The sequence below is a fragment of the Pseudonocardia sp. N23 genome, from assembly GCF_002583555.1.
GTDB lineage: Bacteria > Actinomycetota > Actinomycetes > Mycobacteriales > Pseudonocardiaceae > Pseudonocardia.
The window spans coordinates 105,866-123,097 of record NZ_BEGX01000061.1 but is presented as its reverse complement, the minus strand read 5'-3'; the positions used below and the strand labels follow the sequence as shown (position 1 = coordinate 123,097).

Below are 17,232 nucleotides of genomic sequence, written 5' to 3'. Positions count from 1 at the left end.
GTCCGCAGCGGTGCCGCGGGAGGCGGAGCCGGTGTGTCAGCCGCCGCCCATCCGGCGGCGCAGCCGGGCCAGGGTGCGGGACAGCAGCCGGGAGACGTGCATCTGGGAGATGCCGACCTCGTCGGCGATCTGGGTCTGCGTCATGCCCGCGAAGAACCGCAGCACGACGATGGTGCGCTCCCGGGTGGGGAGCTCGTCGAGCAGCGGGACCAGCGTCTGGCGGTAGTCGACCGTCTCCATCTCGGCGTCGGCGACCCCGAGGGTGTTGCCGAGCTGCGAGTCCGACCCGGCGACGAGCTCGTCGAGCGACGTCGACCGGTACACCTGGCGGGCGTCGAGGCCCTCGATGACCTCGTCGACGGACAAGCCGAGGTTCTCGGCGATCTCCGTGGGCCGCGGCGCCCGGCCGAGGTCCTGGGCGAGCAGCCCCACGGCCCCGTTGATGGCGCTCTGCAGCTCCTTGAGCCGGCGCGGTACCCGCATCGACCACGTGCGGTCGCGGAAGTGCCTGCGCACCTCCCCGGTGATCGTGGGGACGGCGTAGGACAGGAAGTCGACGCCGCGCTCGGGGTCGAAGCGGTCGACGGCGTTGATCAGCCCGACGGTGCCGGCCTGCTCGAGGTCGTCGACGGGTTCACCGCGGCCCGCGAATCGGCGCGCGATGTGGCGCACCACCGGCAGGTGCCCGGTGACGAGCTGCTCGCGAAGATCGGGCCGGCGGGGGTCGCCGTCGTCGAGGCCGGCGAGCTGGTCGAACAGCGGGGTGAGGTGGTCGTAGCACTCGGACCTGCCTGCGGGCCCGTCCCCGTTCGACGTTTCCGTGCGGGAGGCGGGCTCGGTGCGGGAGGCGGGCTCGGTGCGGGAGGCGGGCTCGGCGGCCGCCCCGGGGCCGTGAGGGGCCGGGGCGTCGGACGACGGTCGGTCAGGCACAGGGACCCGGGCTGGGCCGCCGGCGCGACGTCGCAAGGATGCGCACGGAGCCGCTTACCCTCGGCGCCCGTCGCGGTAAACCCGTGCGCTGGTACGTTGGACAGTCGCCCGGCCGGGCCGCGTCAACCGGCGGGTGATCCGTCACGTCGCCCGCGAAGGTAGTCGCACTGGTGTCCAACAGCGTGTCTCACGACAGCGATCCCACCCCGGACGACCGTCCGGGTATGCCCGACACCGACCCCGCCGCCGCGCTGGAGCACGAGCGGGCCTACGTCGAGATGCTCTACGGGCGGCTCGACGCCCGGCGGGCGGAGACCGCGCGCCGGCTGCACGACGTGCTGCACGGCGAGACCGTCGGCACCCCGCAGGCCCTGACGGAGCGGGACGCGGCCGCCGCCATGTACACCGACCGGCTGGCCGCGCTGCGCGCCGCCGAGCACGGACTCGCGTTCGGCCGGCTCGACACCGACTCCGGTGAGGTCCGCTACGTCGGCCGGCTCGGGCTGCTCGACGAGGAGCGCGAGTACGAGCCGCTGCTGATGGACTGGCGGGCCCCCGCGGCGCAGCCGTTCTACACGGCGACGGCGGCGTCGCCGGAAGGGATGCGGCGGCGCCGGCACCTGCGGACGCGGCGCCGCGCGGTCCTCGCCATCGACGACGAGGTGCTCGACCTGGCCGACGCCGCGGCCCGGGGGAACCAGTCGGGGCTCACCAGCGAGGCCGCGCTGATGGCTGCGGTGACGCAGGCACGGACCGGGCGGATGGGCGACATCGTCGCGACGATCCAGGCCGAGCAGGACCGCATCATCCGGTCGAAGCCGTCCGGGGTGCTGGTGGTGCAGGGCGGGCCCGGCACCGGGAAGACGGCGGTGGCGCTGCACCGCGCCGCCTACCTGCTCTACACCCACCGCGACCGGCTGGCCCGCCGCGGCGTGCTCGTCGTCGGCCCCAACCCGACGTTCCTGCGCTACATCGGGCAGGTCCTGCCGTCGCTGGGGGAGACGAGCGTCGTGCTGGCCACGGTGGCGCGGCTGTTCCCCGGCCTGCACGCGCGGCGCACCGAGTCGGTGGAGGCCGCGGAGCTCAAGGGCGGGGTCGAGATGGCGGCCGTCGTCGCGGCCGCGGTGCGTGACCGCCAGCAGGTGCCGCGCAGGCCGGTGCACCTCGTCGTCGAGCAGCAGCAGGTGCGGCTCGACCGCGACGTCGCCAACCAGGCGCGGACGCGGGCGCGGCGGTCGCGCAAGCCGCACAACGAGGCCAAGCGCATCTTCCGGTCCGAGGCGATCAGGCTGCTGGCCCAGCAGGTCATGCAGACCCTCGGGGGGCGCGGTCTGCTCGGGCGGGCCGACCTGGAGGACATCCGGGAGGAGCTGGGCGAGAGCCCGGAGCTGCTGCGCGAGCTCGACGCGCTGTGGCCGACGCTGTCGGCCGAGCAGCTGCTCACCGATCTGTTCGCCGACCGGCGCCGGCTGGGCTCGGTGGCGCGCAGGCTGTCCCCGGCCGACCGGGAGCTGCTGTACCGGCCCGTCCCGGCCGACGACGTGCCCGCCGACGAACGCTGGACACCCGCCGACGTGCCACTGCTCGACGAGGCCGCGGAGCTCCTCGGCGACGACGGCGCGGCTGCGGCGGCCGCCGCAGCCGCCGCGCTGCGCGAGGAGGTCGAGTACGCCCAGGGGGTGCTCGACGTCCTCGACCTCGAGGAGGACCTCGACCCGGAGCTGTTGCGCGCCACCGACATCGTCGACGCCGACCGGCTCGCCGAGCGGCAGCAGGTGAGCCGCTACGACACGACGGCCGACCGTGCCGAAGCAGACCGTGAATGGACCTACGGGCACGTGATCATCGACGAGGCGCAGGAGCTGTCTGCGATGGCGTGGCGGCTGGTGATGCGTCGCGTCCCGAGCCGGTCGATGACGATCGTCGGTGACATCGCCCAGACCGGGGACAGGTCCGGGGCGCGGTCGTGGGACGAGGTGCTGGGCCCGTTCGTCGCCAAGCGGTGGCGGCTGGAGCAGCTGACGGTCAACTACCGGACGCCGGCCGAGATCGCCGACATCGCCGACGACGTGCTCGCCGAGATCGAGCCGTCGCTGGCACCGCCGCGGTCGGTCCGCAGCACCGGGGTCCCGCCGCGGGCGGTGCGGGTCGCCGCGGGGTCGCTCGACGGCCTCGACGGCGTGCTCGCCGACCTCGTCGCCCAGGAGCGGGCGGCCGTGGGGGAGGGCCGCGTCGCGGTCCTGGTGCCGACGGCCCGGGTGGCGGCACTGCGCGCGGCGCTCGTCCCGCAGGCCGTGGAGGCCGCCGTGGACGACCCCGAGACGGCCGACCTCGACGCCCCCGTCGTCGTGCTGACGATCAACGCCTCGAAGGGACTGGAGTTCGACTCGGTGCTGCTCGTCGAGCCGGGTGAGGTGCTCGCGGAGTCCCCGCGCGGCGCGAACGACCTCTACGTGGCCCTGACGCGGGCGACGCAGCGGCTCGGCGTCGCGCACGCGGGCGAGCTGCCGCGGATGCTCAAGCGTCTGCAGCAGCGCTGACGGGCCCGTTGTCCGGTGCGCGGGCCGGCCGCGGACCGGGATCCGCGCGCCCGTGATCGCATCCGTGCACCGACGTCACGCCGGGCCGGCCGCGAGTGTCTCCAGGATCTGCTCGCCGTAGCGGGCGAGCTTGGCCTCGCCGACGCCGTTGACCTGCCCGAGCTCGGCGAGCGACGTCGGGGCGCCGGTGGCGATCTCGCGCAGCGTTGCGTCGTGGAAGATCACGTAGGCGGGGACGCCCTGTTCCTTCGCGGCGGCGCCGCGCCAGGCGCGCAGCCGCTCGAACACCTCGGCGGCCGCGGCGGGCAGCGCCACGGTGGCGGCGGCCGAGCGGTTGCGGGAGGCGCGGGCGGGGCGCTCGGGATCGCGGCGCAACGCCACCTCCCGGTCGCCGCGCAGCACCTCGCCGCTGGACTCGGTGAGCGACAGCGTCTGGTAGGCGCCGCCGACGGTGAGCAGCTCGCGGGCCAGCAGCTGCCGGATGACGGTGCGCCACTCGACGTCGCGCAGCTCGGTGCCGACGCCGAACACCGACAGCTCCTCGTGGCGGTGCTGGGTGATCTTCGGGGTCTGCTTGCCCACCAGGATGTCGACGATCTGGCCGGCCCCGAAGCTCTGGTTGCGCTCCTTCTTCAGGCGCCACACCGTCGACAGCACCTTCTGCGCAGCGACGGTGCCGTCCCACGTCTGCGGCGGGGTCAGGCACGTGTCGCAGTTCCCGCACGCCTCGGCGCCGGCCTGGCCGAAATATGCCAGCAGGTTCACCCGCCGGCACTCGACGGTCTCGCACAGCGCGAGCATCGCGTCGAGGTGCTGGGAGAGCCGGCGGCGATGGGCGAGGTCGCCCTCGGAGTCGTCGATCATCTTGCGCTGCTGCACGACGTCGCCCAGGCCGTAGGCCAGCCACGCCGTCGACGGGAGCCCGTCGCGACCGGCGCGGCCCGTCTCCTGGTAGTAGCCCTCGACAGACTTCGGCAGGTCGAGGTGCGCGACGAACCGCACGTCGGGCTTGTCGATGCCCATGCCGAACGCGATCGTCGCGACCATGACGATGCCGTCCTCGCGCAGGAACCGGGCCTGGTTGGCCGCGCGGACCGGTGCCTCCAGCCCCGCGTGGTAGGGGAGTGCGGTGATGCCCTGCGCGGTGAGGAACTCGGCGGTCTGCTCCACCGACCGCCGTGACAGGCAGTAGACGATCCCGGCGTCGCCCGCATGCTCGGCGCGCAGCAGGTCCAGCAGCTGACGGCGCGGCTCGGCCTTCGGCACGATCCGGTACTGGATGTTGGGCCTGTCGAAGCTCGCGACGAAGTGCTTCGCGCCGGTGAGGTCGAGCCGCTCCGCGATCTCGGCGTGCGTGGCCCGCGTCGCGGTGGCGGTGAGTGCGATGCGCGGCACGTCGGGCCAGCGCTGGTGCAGCTCAGAGAGCATCAGGTAGTCGGGCCGGAAGTCGTGGCCCCACTGGGAGACGCAGTGCGCCTCGTCGATCGCGAACAGCGCGACGGTGCCGCGTCCGAGCAGGTCGACCGTCGACGGCACCCGCAGCCGCTCCGGGGCCAGGTAGAGCATGTCGAGCTCGCCGTCGAGGAACGCCGCCTCGGTGTCGCGGCGCTCCTGCGGGCCCTGCGTCGAGTTGAGGAACCCGGCCCGCACCCCGACGGCGCGCAGCGCGTCGACCTGGTCCTGCATCAGCGCGATCAGCGGCGAGATCACCACGCCCGTCCCGTCGCGGACCAGCGAGGGAATCTGGTAGCACAGCGACTTGCCGCCACCCGTCGGCATCAGCACCAGGGCGTCGCCGCCGCCGGACACGTGCTCGACGATCTCGCTCTGGTCACCACGGAAGGCGTCGTAGCCGAAGACCTGGTGCAGCACCTGCGCGGGATCCCGGGGAGCCATGCCCCGATCCTAGGAGCCGTCCCCGTCCCCGGTTCCCCGCGTTGCCGGTACCGGTCACGGGTGCGATCGTCGCGACGTGGCACCGGACCCGCACGACGGTGACCTCTTCGGATGCCTCGACGACCTGACCGACGACGAACAGAAGGTCGTGGGCCGGGTCCGGGAGATCCCGCGCACCGACGTCGCCCCGATCACCGGCGACTTCTGGCTGCGCGGCGAGTTCCCGCACAGCGCCTCCGTGCAGCGGCGCACTATGGCGTTCGTCCGGCTGCGCCCTGCCGGGAGGCGCGGCGGTGTATCAATTTCGATGAGCGCGGCGTCACCGCTGGGGTGGATGCCGGGAAGGACACGCTGACGTGAGCCTGAAGATCGGCTACAAGGCATCGGCGGAGCAGTTCGGGCCGCGGGACCTGGTGGAGTACGCCGTACGCGCGGAGGAGGTCGGCCTCGACAGCGTCTGGACCTCCGACCACTTCCTGCCGTGGCGCGACACCGGCGGGCACGCCCCGTTCGCCCTGACCTGGATGGCCGCGGTGGGGGAGCGGACGACGCGGGTGCAGATCGGCACCAGCGTCCTCACCCCCACCTTCCGCTACAACCCGGCCGTCATCGCGCAGGCGTTCGCGTCGATGGGGCTGATGTTCGACGGCCGCGTCGCGCTCGGCGTCGGCACCGGTGAGGCGCTGAACGAGATCGCCGTGTCCGGTCGCGAGTGGCCGGAGTTCAAGGAGCGCTTCGCCCGTCTCCGCGAGGCCGTCCGGCTCATCCGGGCACTGTGGACGGAGGACTCCGTCTCCGTGGAGGGCGACTACTACACCCTCGTCGACGCCCGCATCTACGACCGGCCCGACACCCCCGTGCCCGTGTACATCGCGGCGGGCGGGCCCGTCGTCGCCAAGTACGCCGGCCGCGCGGGCGACGGATTCATCTGCACGTCGGGCAAGGGGATGGACCTCTACACCGAGAAGCTCATCCCGGCGGTGGAGGAGGGTGCTGCGGCCGCGGAGCGCGACGCCGCGGGCATCGACCGCATGATCGAGATCAAGATGTCCTACGACCGCGACGCCGACCAGGCGCTGGAGAACTGCCGCTTCTGGGCGCCGCTGTCGCTGACGGCCGAGCAGAAGCACAGCGTCGGGTCCGCCGCGGAGATGGAACGCCTCGCCGACGAGCTGCCCATCGAGCAGGTCGCCAAGCGGTGGATCGTCGCGTCGACACCCGACGAGGCGCTCGACCAGATCAAGCCCTACGTCGATGCCGGGCTCGACCACCTGGTGTTCCACGGCCCCGGTCACGACCAGGAACGCTTCCTGTCACAGTTCGCCGAGGACATCCTGCCGCGGCTGCGCGAGCTCGGCTGACGCCCGGCCCTCCGGCCCCGACCGATCGGTGCCGCCCGGCGTGACGTACACCCCGTCGGGCGACGCCGACGTTTGGGTCTGTCACATCCTGGCCACCCCGGACGAAGAACACTGCGTGGATCGGCCTACGGACGCGACGCGGTCGGCCGCACGCGGTGCCGACGGAACCGGGGCCGGGTGCTCCGGGAAGGGGCGGTTGCCGGTGGCGGACACGGTGGACGAGCAGGAGCGCAGCGTGCGGCTGCGCGCCCTGGCCGACCCCGGGCCCCGCACCGGCGCCACCGAGCTGATGCTCGAGGTCCCGTCCGACCCCGCGCGGCTGGCCCCGATGCGCCGCGCCGTCGTGGCATGGGCGCGTGCGCTGGACCTCGACGAGGAGATGATCGCCGACCTGCAACTCGCCGTCGGTGAGGCGGCCGCCAACAGCGTCGAGCACGCCTACCCCCTGAGCGCCGACGGGCGCGTCGAGATCACGCTGCGGCTGCGCCGCCGGCGTGGGCACCGGCTCGTCGACGTCCGGGTGTGCGACCACGGCCACTGGCGGCGCCCACCCGCCGATCCCGGCTACCGCGGCCGCGGGCTGGAGATGATCCGCGCGGTGGCACACGACGTCGCGATCAGTCCCGGCTCCGCCGGCACCGAGGTCACCTTCCACCTGCCTGCCGACCGGGCGAGCTGACCGACCGTTGGGCGATCCGGGTGATCCCCGACAGCGCCGGGTGTTCGGCACGCCGTGGGTGGGGTAGACCCCGGAACGATGTCGCCCGATCCGCGTGTCCCGCAGCCCTCCGACCGGTCGCCCGGCGAGCCCGTCGAGGGCGGTTCCGGCGGCCCCACACCTGAGCGCACCTTCACCGCACGGACCTGGGTGTCGACGATCGTGCTGGTGGTGCTCGTCGTCGGCGCCGGTCTGGTGTTCCTGCGGGGCTTCCCGTTCTTCGGGGTCGTGCTCGTCGTCCTGGCGGTGTTCGCGGCCGTCGACATCACCTGGGTGCTGCGCCGCAACATGCGCTCGCGTTGACCGCGGGCCGACCACACGGCGTCGACCACACGCGTCGACAGCACGGCGTCGACCACACGGCGTCGACAGCACAGCGCCCCCGGCCGACTCGGCCGAGGGCGTGTGTGGAGTGTGTGGTGCGGTCAGCGACCCGAGGGGATCGAGCCACCGGCGACGAGGCGGCGCGAGCCGGGGGTGCGCACGGCACGCAGGCCCGGCAGCGCGACGGCCGAGCGCGGCGCCATCGGGCGGAAGCCGCGGACGACCGGCCACGCCGGTGACGGCGGGAACAGCATGTCGAGGTTGGAGCCGATCGGCCCGCCGACGCTGGAGCGCAACAGCTCCTGGTAGTCGTCGTACTCGGCGACGGCGGCCGCGAGGTCGCCCTGGGCGAGGTGGGCCTCGATGAGGGCGCGGCGGGCGTTCTCCCGGCTCGGCGCAGCCTTGACGGCGACGGAGGCGAGGCCGACGGCCTGCTCGTGGTCGCCCGCGGCGCTGAACCGCAGGCTGAGGTCCTCCAGGGCGTTGAGGCGCAGCTGGCGGAAGCGCTCGCGCTCGACCGCGATCCACGGCGCCGTCCACGACGGCAGCACGTCGGCCCGCAGGAGCTCGGTGTCGGTGACCTCGGTGGCCGGGACCTCGGGGATCATGCGGACCAGCGCCATCGCCTCGTCGAGGTCGACAGCCACGGCGGAGTCGAGGACGACGGTGCCCGCAAGGGTGTCGACGACGAGGAGCCCCGGTACGTCGACGTCGGCGAGTGCCTCGTCGAGCAGCCCCAGGGCCGCACCGGACTCGACGCCGGGCCACAGGTCGGTCGCGAGCGTCGACAGCGGCTGCGAGCGGTGGTGGATCGACAGGTACGCGACGACGCGGCGGGCATCGACACGCAGCGCCACTGCCACCCCGTCATGAGTCAGGGTGAAGGATCCCAGTACACAGACCTGATGCCCGGGTCCGGTTGTACGAGATCGGCGCTGATCGTCAGACATGTCTGTCCCCGCGAAGAATGTCGATGTTGTCAACCATGGCAGGCCCTGAGGGCGCCCGGCGCGGAACCGAGTGTTCTCCCGCGCAGCGGACTTGCCAAGGGGCTTGTGTCAGTCGTTTCGTCACAGTTTCCGGCTCATGACGGACGGCCGGCACCGCAACGCATAACGATGTTAGCTCAGGGCGCTGCGTGCATCCGCACGTGGGTCCCCGAACGATCACGCCACACGTGCAGCACGTCACACAGCTGCCGCGCGATCCACACGCCCCGGCCCCGCGGATCGGCCGGATGCGGGGCCCGCAGCCCCGGCAGGGGCTCGGTGAGTGCCTCGCCGGTGTCGTGCACCTCGGCGACCAACCCGTCGCCCGCGATCCACAACGCGATCCGCGCCTCGCCGGCGCCGTGCTCGACGGCGTTGGTGGCGATCTCGTTGACCGCCAGCACGACGTCCTCGCTCCGTGACACGTCGAACGCCGTGGCCGACGCCAGGTCCGACACCGCGGCCCGCACCTCGTGCAGCTGCCAGGCGGAGAACACCATGTCGAGATCGGGCGCGCCCAGCAGCACCGGCGGGGACGCGGGCATCCCGGCCAGCACATCGCGCGGAGCCCGGTGCTCGGGGTTGACGTGCAGCCTGCCCCGCTCGAACAGCAGCGGGTGGTTGGCGATCGCGCCGTCGAGGATCTCCGAGTGCAGCGGCAGCTCCGGGTAGAAGCAGAACATGCTGACCGGCAGGTCGGTGAGCGCGACGTTGAGCGCCGCGTCCAGCTCGGTCCAGTAGCGGCCGTCGATCCCGTCGAGTGCGCTGTCGTGCTCGGAGACGGCGAGGACGGCACCGGCCTGTGAGGTCAGCTCACGGAGCTCGCGGGCCAGCCGGGCGGCGGTGGTCTGCCCGGAGCTGCGCGCGGGGGTGTCGGGGCCGAGCGCGACGACGCGCGCCGAGCCGGCCGCGTCGCGCAGCCGGGCCTCGGACTCGGGGCGCACCGACAGCACGACGGCCTCGCCGCGGCGGGAGGCGTCGGCGACCAGCGGCGTCGCCTGGGTGACCAGATCGGCCGACGAGGAGTACATCGCGCAGGCGTGCTGCAGCCGGACCGGCGCAGCGGTCCGCGTGGTCTCGATCCTCACCGTGCCTCCCGCAGATGGGGGTAGCCGTCGCCGTGGCCGTCGGTGGTCCAGGGCGGGCCGCCGCCGTTCCCGGTGGTGCCGCCGTTCCCGGTGGTGCCGCCGTTTCCGTGTCCCGGCCCGCCCCCGTGCCGGCCGGGCCCGACGACCGGGCCCGGACCCGTGCGGCCCGCATCGGTGGTGCCGTCGAACTCGTGGACGGTCAGCTGCGCCGCGAACGGCGCGCCGCACCGGTCGAGCACCCGCAGCACCCCGGGCCGGACGTCGGACAGGACGAGGCGGTGGGTGTCGGGGAAGCCCTCCGCGGCGTGCACGAGGCTGACGGCGGAGGCCACGTCGATGAAGCGGAGCGAGGCCAGGTTCAGCACGATGTCGGTGGGGGCGGAGTGCGACCGCAGCGCGTCGTCGAGCGTCGTCTCCAGGAGCCTGGCGATCGCGGGCCGGTTGCTGTGGTCGACCTCGCCGGCCAGCCGCGCGCTGGTCGGACCGGTGCGGACGACGCGCAGCAAGCCGTCGTCGTACGCCGTCGGCACGCTGAGCTCCTTCCGGTGGACGTCGCGCATCCGCTCGATCTGCTCGTCGGAGTAGCGGCGCCGGTCGTACAGGCACAACGCGGTGATGCCACGCTCGCGGACCAGGGCGTCGAGCTCACGGTCGTACTCGGCGAACGGCGCGGGCCACCGGCGGTCGACGCCGTGGCTCATCTGCCCGGTCATCCGGAAACCCGTGTAGCCGGCGGCCTTCGAGCCCTCGATGTGCTCGAGCATCATCGCCCGGGCCTCGGGCAGAGGCGTGTGGAAGACGGCGCGGGTGGCCTCGGCCGGCACGATCGCGAGCTGGCCGGTGCGCAGCGGCCGCTCGAACGCGACGTGGTCGTCGGCCAGCCGGTCCAGGACGCCCTCGGCTGTGCCGTCGTCGAAGTAGAGGACCCGCTCATGACGGTCGAGTCCGTCGGCGACGAAGTCGGCCGACACCTCCCAGAGCTGTTCCTCGCTGAGCGGGACCGCGCACACGTGATCGCCGGGCGACACGTCTCGCGTCGATCTCGTCATCTGCACCCAACCGGAAGCCTTCGGTGACCGCTCTCCACTGTATGGCGGACTACCCGCTGGTCACCGCCGTCGAACGGACTACCGCGCGCCGAAGTGGCACGCCAGGGCGTCGAACGGACCGTGAGCGGCCGATCGGCGGCAGCCACCCGGTCGAGTGGCCCCCGGATGTACCCGCCGGACGTACCAGTGACCGCGACGAACGGCCCAACTCCGGTTCCGCCGGTCAGCGCACGACCGGCGGAACCATCGCCTCGACCAGGTGCGGACCGGGCTCGGCCGCCGCGGCGCGCAGTGCGTCGGCGAACTGGTCGGCGGTTTCGGCCCGCCGCGCCGGCACACCCATGCCCTCGGCGATGCGCACGAAGTCGAGCGTCGGGTCGTCGAGGTCGAGCAGCCTGCGCGCGACCGCGCCGGACCCGTCGCCGGTGAACTCGGCACCCACCTGGGCGAGTTCCGCCCGCAGGACGGCGTACGCGGCGTTGTTGTAGACGACCGTCGTCACGTCGAGGCCCTCGCGGGCGTGGGTCCACAGCGCGGAGATCGTGTACATGGCGGCGCCGTCGGCTGCCAGGCACCACACCGGGCGGTCCGGACAGGCGACGGCCGCGCCCGCGGCGGCGGGCATGCCGTAGCCGATCGCGCCGCCGGGCAGGGTCAGCCAGTCGTGGCGCGGCCCGCCCGCCGTCGCCTGCCCGAGGCCGACACCGGAGGTGTTGGCCTCGTCGACGACGATCGCGCCGTCGGGCAGCAGCGCCCCGATCACCGCGGACGCCGACGCACCGGTCAGCTCACCCGTCGGCAGCGCGGGACGCCCGGCCGGTCCGGCCGGGGCCCGGGTGCCGGGGGCGACCAGGTCGGCCAGCGCCTGCAGCGCCGTCGACGCCGGCCCGTACTTCTCGGCGATCGTGACGACGTCGCAGCCCTCGGGCAGCAGGTCGCCGGACTGCCGGGGGTAGCCGAAGAACGCGACCGGGCTGCGGGCCCCGGCCAGCACGATGTGCGCGGCGCCGTCGAGCTGACGCCGGGCGGCCGCCGCGACGTAGCTGAGCCGGGGGACCGCGGGCAGCCCGCCACCGCGTTCGGACCGCGACGGGAACGTCTCGGCCAGCAGCGTCGCCCCGGTGGCGGCGGCGATCCGGGCGGCGGCCCGGGCTCCGTCGGCGAGGGCGGCGTCGCTGCCGATCAGCAGGACGCAGGGCTCACCGCCGGTGAGCGCCTTGGCCGCGGCCTCGAGTGTGTCGGCGTCGAGCGCACCGCGACCCGCCGCCGCTGTGGGCTCGACCCTCGCGGGTGCGGCGCCGTCGTCCCACGACGCGTCGGCGGGCAGGATCAGGGTCGCGATGCCGGCGGGTGGGCCGAGCGCGGCGGCGACCGCCGAGGCGGTGTCGGGCCCGACGTCGGCGGCGGTGGCGCTGCGGCGCACCCACCGCGACACCGTGCCTGCGACCGAGTCGATGTCGGAGTCGAGCGGGGCGTCGTGCACCTTGTGCGCCGTCGAGTGGTCACCGACGACGGTGACGACGGGGGTGCCCGCGCGTCTCGCGTTGTGCAGGTTGGCCAGGCCGTTGCCCAGCCCCGGGCCCAGGTGCAGCAGCACCGACGCCGGCCGCCCGGTCATCCGGCCCCAGCCGTCGGCGGCGCCGGTGGCGACGCCCTCGAACAGCGTCAGCACCGGGCGCATCGCGGGCACCCCGTCCAGCGCCGCGACGAAATGCATCTCCGACGTGCCGGGGTTGGCGAAGCAGACGTCGACGCCGCCGTCGACGAGCGTGTGCAGCAGTGCGTGGGCGCCCCTCATCGGCTCGCCCCCTCCGTCGTGACCTCGACGGCCGTGGTGGGGGAGGAGCGCAGCGTCTGCAGCACGACGCAGTAGCGCTCGGTCAACGTCACCAGGGTGGCGACCTTCTCGGCGTCGGCGTCGGTGACCAGCTCGAAGCGCAGCCGCACGTCGCGGAATCCGACGGGTGCCTCCTTGTCGACGCCGAGCGTCCCGCGGAAGTCGAGGTCGCCCTCGGCGTGCACGGTGCCCGTCGCCTCGATCCCCAGCGACGTCGCGACCGCCCGCAGCGTGACGCCGGCGCACGCGACCAGCGCCTCGAGCAGCATGTCGCCCGAGCACAGCTGGGTGCCGTCGCCGCCGGTCGCCGGGTGCAGCCCGGCCTCCGCGAGCGTGGTCGCGGTCCGGACACGGCAGGCGACGCCGGAGCCGTCGAGCTCGCCGTCGGCGTGCAACGTGACCAGCGCGCTACCGGGGTCGTCGCGGTAGCGCTGCTTGAGGGGGGCCTGTGTCCGGCGGAGCGTCGTCGCGTCCATGCCGCCCATCGTGCCGCGCCGGACCGACCGTCCGCAGCCCCGCCCGTCGGGAGCGACGTAGGCTCCCGGCGTGGCCGACCCCTCCTCCGCGGACCGGGTGCTCACCGTCCCCAACGCCCTGAGCCTGCTGCGCCTGCTCGGCGTACCGCTGTTCCTGTACCTGTTGCTGGGCCCGCACGCCGACGGCTGGGCGATCGTGGTGCTCGCCGTCGGCGGGTTCACCGACTGGCTCGACGGCAAGCTGGCACGGCTGCTGAACCAGTACTCGCGCCTCGGCGCGCTGCTCGACCCGGCGGTCGACCGGCTCTACATCCTCGCCGCGCTCGTCGCGCTCGGGGTGCGTGAGGTGGTGCCGTGGTGGGCGGTGATCGTCCTGGTGGCGCGCGACCTGGTGCTGGGGGTGTGCCTGGCGATCCTGCGCCGCCGCGGGTACGGGCCGTTCGTCGTCACCTACCTGGGTAAGGCCGCGACGTTCCAGCTGCTGTACGCCTTCCCGCTGCTCCTGCTGGGGCAGGGGCACAACTGGTTCGCCGATCTCGCCCGCCCGTTCGGCTACGCGTTCGCGGGCTGGGGCGTCGCCCTCTACCTGTGGACCGGGCTGCTCTACCTGGCCCAGTTCGTGGCGGCGATGCGCACTCCGGCACCCGTGCCCGGCGAGATCCGCGACGGGGCCGGCGCCGAGATCGTCGACGGGGCCCCGGCCGACGCCGCGGACGGGTCCGGCAGCGTCCGGAACCCGCGTCCGGCCGGGCCCGCCTGAGGTCTAGGCTCCGTCACGAGCCGAACGAAGCCGGCGGCGCCACCGGGACCCGATTCGGCCCGGCCCGCGTCGGTCCGGCACGGTAGGTTCCCCGCGACGCAGGCCACCTCGGTCGGCGTCCCGCACACCGCAGGAGGAGAGCCCGAGGTGACCACGAACGACGGCCCCGGTGTCCCGCCGGAGCGCGCACCGGAGACGACCTCGGTCTTCCGTGCCGACTTCCTCGCCGACGTGGAGCAGCCGGTGGCGGACCAGCCGGTCTCCGGTCTCGACGCGCTGCCCCCGGGCTCGGCGTTGCTGGTGGTCAAGCGCGGCCCGAACGCCGGGTCGCGGTTCCTGCTCGACCGGCCGACGACGAGCGCGGGCCGCCACCCCGACAGCGACATCTTCCTCGATGACGTCACGGTCTCCCGCCGGCACGCGGAGTTCCGCCGTGACGGCGAGTTCGTGGTGGTCGACGTCGGCAGCCTCAACGGCACCTACGTCAACCGCGAGCCGGTCGACACGGCAGTGCTCGCCGACGGCGACGAGGTCCAGATCGGCAAGTTCCGGCTGATCTTCCTCACGGGGTCGAGCGACCCCGGACGCGCCTGACGGCGCAGCTCGACGCATCCGAGGGGTGCCGGCCATCGCGGCCGGCACCCCTCGTCGTGTCCGCGGCGCGCGCGGCACGTCCGGCCGCTGCGGAGGTGGGGGCACCCGGACGGCGGTGCCGGGGCGGGGGGTGACGAGCCACGGAATCCGCAGGTGGACGCGACCCGACCGGCACGGGTCCGGGGATGGCCCATCCGGAGGCGCGCGGCGGCGAGGTGGCCCGTGTAGCGTCATCATGGTCAGACGCCGCGCGGTTCGACGGACGACGGAACCGGTTCCCCCGGCCCGGTCCTCCCACCGTGCGGAGTGGCGACGCACGACGGTCAGGAGGCGACGTATGAGCGAGATGCGCGTCGTGGGAGTCAGGGTCGAACTTCCCGCCAACCAGCCCATCCTCCTGCTGCGGGAGACGAGCGGCGACCGCTATCTACCGATCTGGATCGGGTCGGTCGAGGCCACGGCCATCGCGCTGGAGCAGCAGGGTGTGAAGCCGGCCCGCCCGCTCACCCATGATCTGCTCAAGGACGTGATCGGCGCGCTGGGCAGGCGGCTCGAGCAGGTGCGGATCACGGACCTGCAGGAGGGCACCTTCTACGCCGAGCTGATCTTCGACGGCGGCGTGAAGGTGTCGGCGCGGCCGAGCGACTCGGTCGCCCTCGCGCTGCGCATCGGGGTGCCCATCCATGCCGACGAGAGCGTGCTCTCCGAGGCGGGTCTGGTCATCCCCGACGAGCAGGAGGACGAGGTCGAGAAGTTCCGCGAGTTCCTCGACTCCGTCTCGCCCGAGGACTTCAGGGGCGCCCAACCCGGGTGACGGGCAGGTCACGATCCAGGCGACACGCCCATGATCGGGTGACCTGGTCGGCGCGGCGCGTTGACCCAGCGCAGGGACTTGCTTACGGTCAGCATCGTTCGGATGGGTGAAACACGGGGCTTCGCGGTCTACCGCGACCCGAGGGAAGGAGAGCCGTGGACGCGTCGCCGCCCGACGCGCCCGAGCAGGGCGAACTCTTTCCCGACCCGCTCGTCGGCGAGGGCCTCGACGGTATGCCCGACCAGCTGGTCGGCTTCCGTGGTCCCACCGCGTGCCAGGTCGTCGGCATCACCTACCGGCAGCTCGACTACTGGGCCCGTACCGGTCTCGTCGTCCCCTCCATAAGGGGTGCGGCCGGTTCCGGCAGCCAGCGGCTCTACTCCTTCAAGGACGTCCTCGTCCTGAAGGTCGTGAAGCGGCTGCTCGACGCAGGCGTCTCGCTGCAGAACATCCGCGTCGCGGTGGAGCATCTGCGCCGCCGCGGGATAAGAGATCTGGCGGGCATCACCCTGTTCAGCGACGGTACGACCGTCTACGAGTGCTCCTCGGCCGAAGAGGTCGTCGACCTGCTCCAGGGTGGCCAGGGTGTGTTCGGGATCGCCGTCTCCGGCGCGATGCGCGAGATCAGCGGCTCGATCAAGGACTTCCCGGTCGAACGCGCCGACGGCGGCACCGTCGACGACTCCCCGGAGGACGAGCTCTCGCGCCGCCGGGCCCGTCGGGCCATCAGCTGACCCGGGTCACGGCCTCGCAGCAGCCCTGGACGTCACCCTCCGGGGCCCAGGATTCTGCGGCTGGTCGCCGATCCCGCGCCGGCGCGACGCCGGGCGTGCACGACCGCTCGGTGTGGCCGCCGGTGCGGAGCCCACGGCGAACGCACCCCGATGCGGCGCCGGCCGGTCTCGGCCTACGCGTGACCGAGTGAGTGCGTCAGGGTCTCGCACAACGTGATCAGCCGTGCCCGCAGCGGGGCGGCGCGCTCAGCGAAGCACGCCTGCGCCCGCGCGTACTCGGCGCGTCCCGCCGGCGTCTCGATACGGACCGGCGCGTAGCCGTGCGCCGCCAGGTCGTAGGGGCTGGCCCGCATGTCGAGCTCGCGGACGTCGACGGCCAGCTCCAGGCAGTCGGCCAGCAGCTCCGACGGGCACGCCGGGGCGAGCTTGTACGCCCACTTGTAGAGGTCCATCGTCGCGTGCAGGCAGCCCGGCTGCTCCAGCTCGACCTGCGACTCCCGGGTCGGGGTGAGCGCGTTACGGGGCCGGGCGTCGTCGGTGAAGAAGCGGAACGCGTCGTAGTGGGTGCAGTGCACCGGCAGGGACTCGACGACGGCGTCGGTGCCGGCGGGCCCCAGCCGCAGCGGCACGGCGCCGTGGCGGGGGGCCCCGGACCGGTACACCATCGCCCACTCGTGGAGCCCGAAGCAGCCGAACCGCGCCGGCCGCGACAGGGTCGCGGACAGCAGGCCGCCGACGAACCCTGCGGTCCCGGCCAGCCGTGGCAGCGACGCCGGGTCGAGCGCGACGCCGTCGGCGGTCCCGGTGTAGCCGGGGCGACCCACGTACTCGCCCGCGTCGCGCAGCACGACACCCGGCCCCGGGTCCCAGCGTTCGAGCTGCGCGGGGCGCAACGAGTAGTAGGTGAACAGGAAGTCCAGCACCGGATGGGCCTCACCGCGGCGGCGCCGCTCCCGGTGCGGAACGGTCCAGCGGGCGACGCGGTCGCGGTGCGCCGCCGCCCGCTCCCGCCACCGGGGACCGTCGAGCACCTCCGACGCAGGCGTCGATGTCTCGGGCGGGGCGGTCACCCGGCGACGGTACCGGCCGCGTCGTCGGTGCCGGGGCGGTGGACCCGGCGCC

Annotated in this window: 17 protein-coding genes; 9 read left to right on the top strand and 8 right to left on the bottom strand. The window is 73.7% G+C overall.

Going from position 1 to position 17,232, the window contains the following annotated elements; translation table 11 throughout:
• Nucleotides 1-36 precede the first annotated feature (36 nt).
• Nucleotides 37-759 (bottom strand): SigB/SigF/SigG family RNA polymerase sigma factor, encoded by a 723-nt coding sequence (locus tag TOK_RS18700; RefSeq protein WP_216362014.1) that lies wholly within the window; start codon nt 757-759, stop codon nt 37-39.
• A 395-nt stretch (nt 760-1,154) separates the two neighbouring features.
• On the opposite strand from TOK_RS18700, the gene TOK_RS18695 reads away from it, so the two are divergent.
• Nucleotides 1,155-3,470, top strand: coding sequence for an AAA family ATPase (locus tag TOK_RS18695; RefSeq protein ID WP_172457637.1), 2,316 nt, complete (start codon nt 1,155-1,157; stop codon nt 3,468-3,470).
• 75 nt (nt 3,471-3,545) lie between these two features.
• Here the strand turns inward: TOK_RS18695 and recQ are convergent, their stop codons facing one another.
• Entirely contained in the window at nt 3,546-5,366 is a 1,821-nt protein-coding gene (gene recQ, locus TOK_RS18690) for a DNA helicase RecQ (RefSeq protein WP_098959237.1), read from the bottom strand.
• Between the two features lie 76 nt (nt 5,367-5,442).
• On the opposite strand from recQ, the gene TOK_RS18685 reads away from it, so the two are divergent.
• From TOK_RS18685 to TOK_RS18670, 4 genes are all read left to right on the top strand, one after another.
• Nucleotides 5,443-5,721, top strand: a complete 279-nt coding sequence (locus tag TOK_RS18685; RefSeq protein ID WP_098959236.1) for a hypothetical protein — start codon at nt 5,443-5,445, stop codon at nt 5,719-5,721.
• Nucleotide 5,722: 1 nt separating this feature from the next.
• Nucleotides 5,723-6,727, top strand: coding sequence for a glucose-6-phosphate dehydrogenase (coenzyme-F420) (fgd, locus tag TOK_RS18680; RefSeq protein WP_098959235.1), 1,005 nt, complete (start codon nt 5,723-5,725; stop codon nt 6,725-6,727).
• A gap of 202 nt (nt 6,728-6,929) precedes the next feature.
• Nucleotides 6,930-7,406 carry an ATP-binding protein gene (locus tag TOK_RS32720; RefSeq protein ID WP_172457636.1) on the top strand — a complete coding sequence of 159 codons (477 nt, stop codon included), beginning with the start codon at nt 6,930-6,932 and terminating at the stop codon, nt 7,404-7,406.
• Nucleotides 7,407-7,484: 78 nt separating this feature from the next.
• A complete protein-coding gene (locus TOK_RS18670) occupies nt 7,485-7,748 on the top strand; it encodes a hypothetical protein (RefSeq protein ID WP_098959232.1) in 264 nt (87 codons plus the stop codon).
• Nucleotides 7,749-7,870: 122 nt separating this feature from the next.
• Here TOK_RS18670 and TOK_RS18665 read toward each other — a convergent pair whose 3' ends face one another.
• The 5 genes from TOK_RS18665 to TOK_RS18645 form a co-directional block, all read right to left on the bottom strand.
• Nucleotides 7,871-8,626 carry a BTAD domain-containing protein gene (locus tag TOK_RS18665; RefSeq protein WP_216362010.1) on the bottom strand — a complete coding sequence of 252 codons (756 nt, stop codon included), beginning with the start codon at nt 8,624-8,626 and terminating at the stop codon, nt 7,871-7,873.
• Between the two features lie 269 nt (nt 8,627-8,895).
• Nucleotides 8,896-9,846 (bottom strand): ATP-binding protein, encoded by a 951-nt coding sequence (locus TOK_RS18660; protein WP_098959230.1) that lies wholly within the window; start codon nt 9,844-9,846, stop codon nt 8,896-8,898.
• Entirely contained in the window at nt 9,843-10,874 is a 1,032-nt protein-coding gene (locus TOK_RS18655) for an MEDS domain-containing protein (RefSeq protein ID WP_253258475.1), read from the bottom strand. The genes TOK_RS18660 and TOK_RS18655 overlap by 4 nt, the downstream gene beginning before the upstream one ends.
• 244 nt (nt 10,875-11,118) lie before the next feature.
• Entirely contained in the window at nt 11,119-12,693 is a 1,575-nt protein-coding gene (locus TOK_RS18650; RefSeq protein WP_098959228.1) for an acetolactate synthase large subunit, read from the bottom strand.
• Nucleotides 12,690-13,208 (bottom strand): OsmC family protein, encoded by a 519-nt coding sequence (locus TOK_RS18645; RefSeq protein WP_098959227.1) that lies wholly within the window; start codon nt 13,206-13,208, stop codon nt 12,690-12,692. Before TOK_RS18645 ends, TOK_RS18650 begins: the two co-directional genes overlap by 4 nt.
• A 70-nt stretch (nt 13,209-13,278) precedes the next feature.
• On the opposite strand from TOK_RS18645, the gene TOK_RS18640 reads away from it, so the two are divergent.
• The 4 genes from TOK_RS18640 (at nt 13,279) to TOK_RS18625 (ending at nt 16,110) form a co-directional block, all read left to right on the top strand.
• On the top strand, nt 13,279-13,968 hold the full coding sequence (locus TOK_RS18640; RefSeq protein WP_098959225.1) for a CDP-alcohol phosphatidyltransferase family protein: 690 nt from the start codon (nt 13,279-13,281) through the stop codon (nt 13,966-13,968).
• Between the two features lie 147 nt (nt 13,969-14,115).
• Nucleotides 14,116-14,562, top strand: a complete 447-nt coding sequence (gene garA, locus TOK_RS18635; RefSeq protein ID WP_098959224.1) for a glycogen accumulation regulator GarA — start codon at nt 14,116-14,118, stop codon at nt 14,560-14,562.
• Nucleotides 14,563-14,899: 337 nt separating this feature from the next.
• On the top strand, nt 14,900-15,376 hold the full coding sequence (locus TOK_RS18630; protein ID WP_098959223.1) for a bifunctional nuclease family protein: 477 nt from the start codon (nt 14,900-14,902) through the stop codon (nt 15,374-15,376).
• A gap of 155 nt (nt 15,377-15,531) precedes the next feature.
• Nucleotides 15,532-16,110 (top strand): MerR family transcriptional regulator, encoded by a 579-nt coding sequence (locus TOK_RS18625; protein WP_098959221.1) that lies wholly within the window; start codon nt 15,532-15,534, stop codon nt 16,108-16,110.
• A gap of 173 nt (nt 16,111-16,283) precedes the next feature.
• Here TOK_RS18625 and TOK_RS18620 read toward each other — a convergent pair whose 3' ends face one another.
• Nucleotides 16,284-17,180, bottom strand: coding sequence for a 3-methyladenine DNA glycosylase (locus TOK_RS18620; protein ID WP_374754908.1), 897 nt, complete (start codon nt 17,178-17,180; stop codon nt 16,284-16,286).
• Between the last annotated feature and the right edge of the window lie 52 nt (nt 17,181-17,232).

What these genes read in the sequence shown, in the direction of transcription:
- TOK_RS18695 (WP_172457637.1), top strand. Translation starts at nt 1,155, where the DNA reads ATGCCCGACACCGACCCCGCCGCCGCGCTGGAGCACGAGCGGGCCTAC.
- TOK_RS18630 (WP_098959223.1), top strand. Translation starts at nt 14,900, where the DNA reads ATGAGCGAGATGCGCGTCGTGGGAGTCAGGGTCGAACTTCCCGCCAAC.
- recQ (WP_098959237.1), bottom strand. Translation starts at nt 5,366, where the DNA reads ATGGCTCCCCGGGATCCCGCGCAGGTGCTGCACCAGGTCTTCGGCTAC.
- TOK_RS18650 (WP_098959228.1), bottom strand. Translation starts at nt 12,693, where the DNA reads ATGAGGGGCGCCCACGCACTGCTGCACACGCTCGTCGACGGCGGCGTC.
- TOK_RS18645 (WP_098959227.1), bottom strand. Translation starts at nt 13,208, where the DNA reads ATGGACGCGACGACGCTCCGCCGGACACAGGCCCCCCTCAAGCAGCGC.
- TOK_RS18670 (WP_098959232.1), top strand. Translation starts at nt 7,485, where the DNA reads ATGTCGCCCGATCCGCGTGTCCCGCAGCCCTCCGACCGGTCGCCCGGC.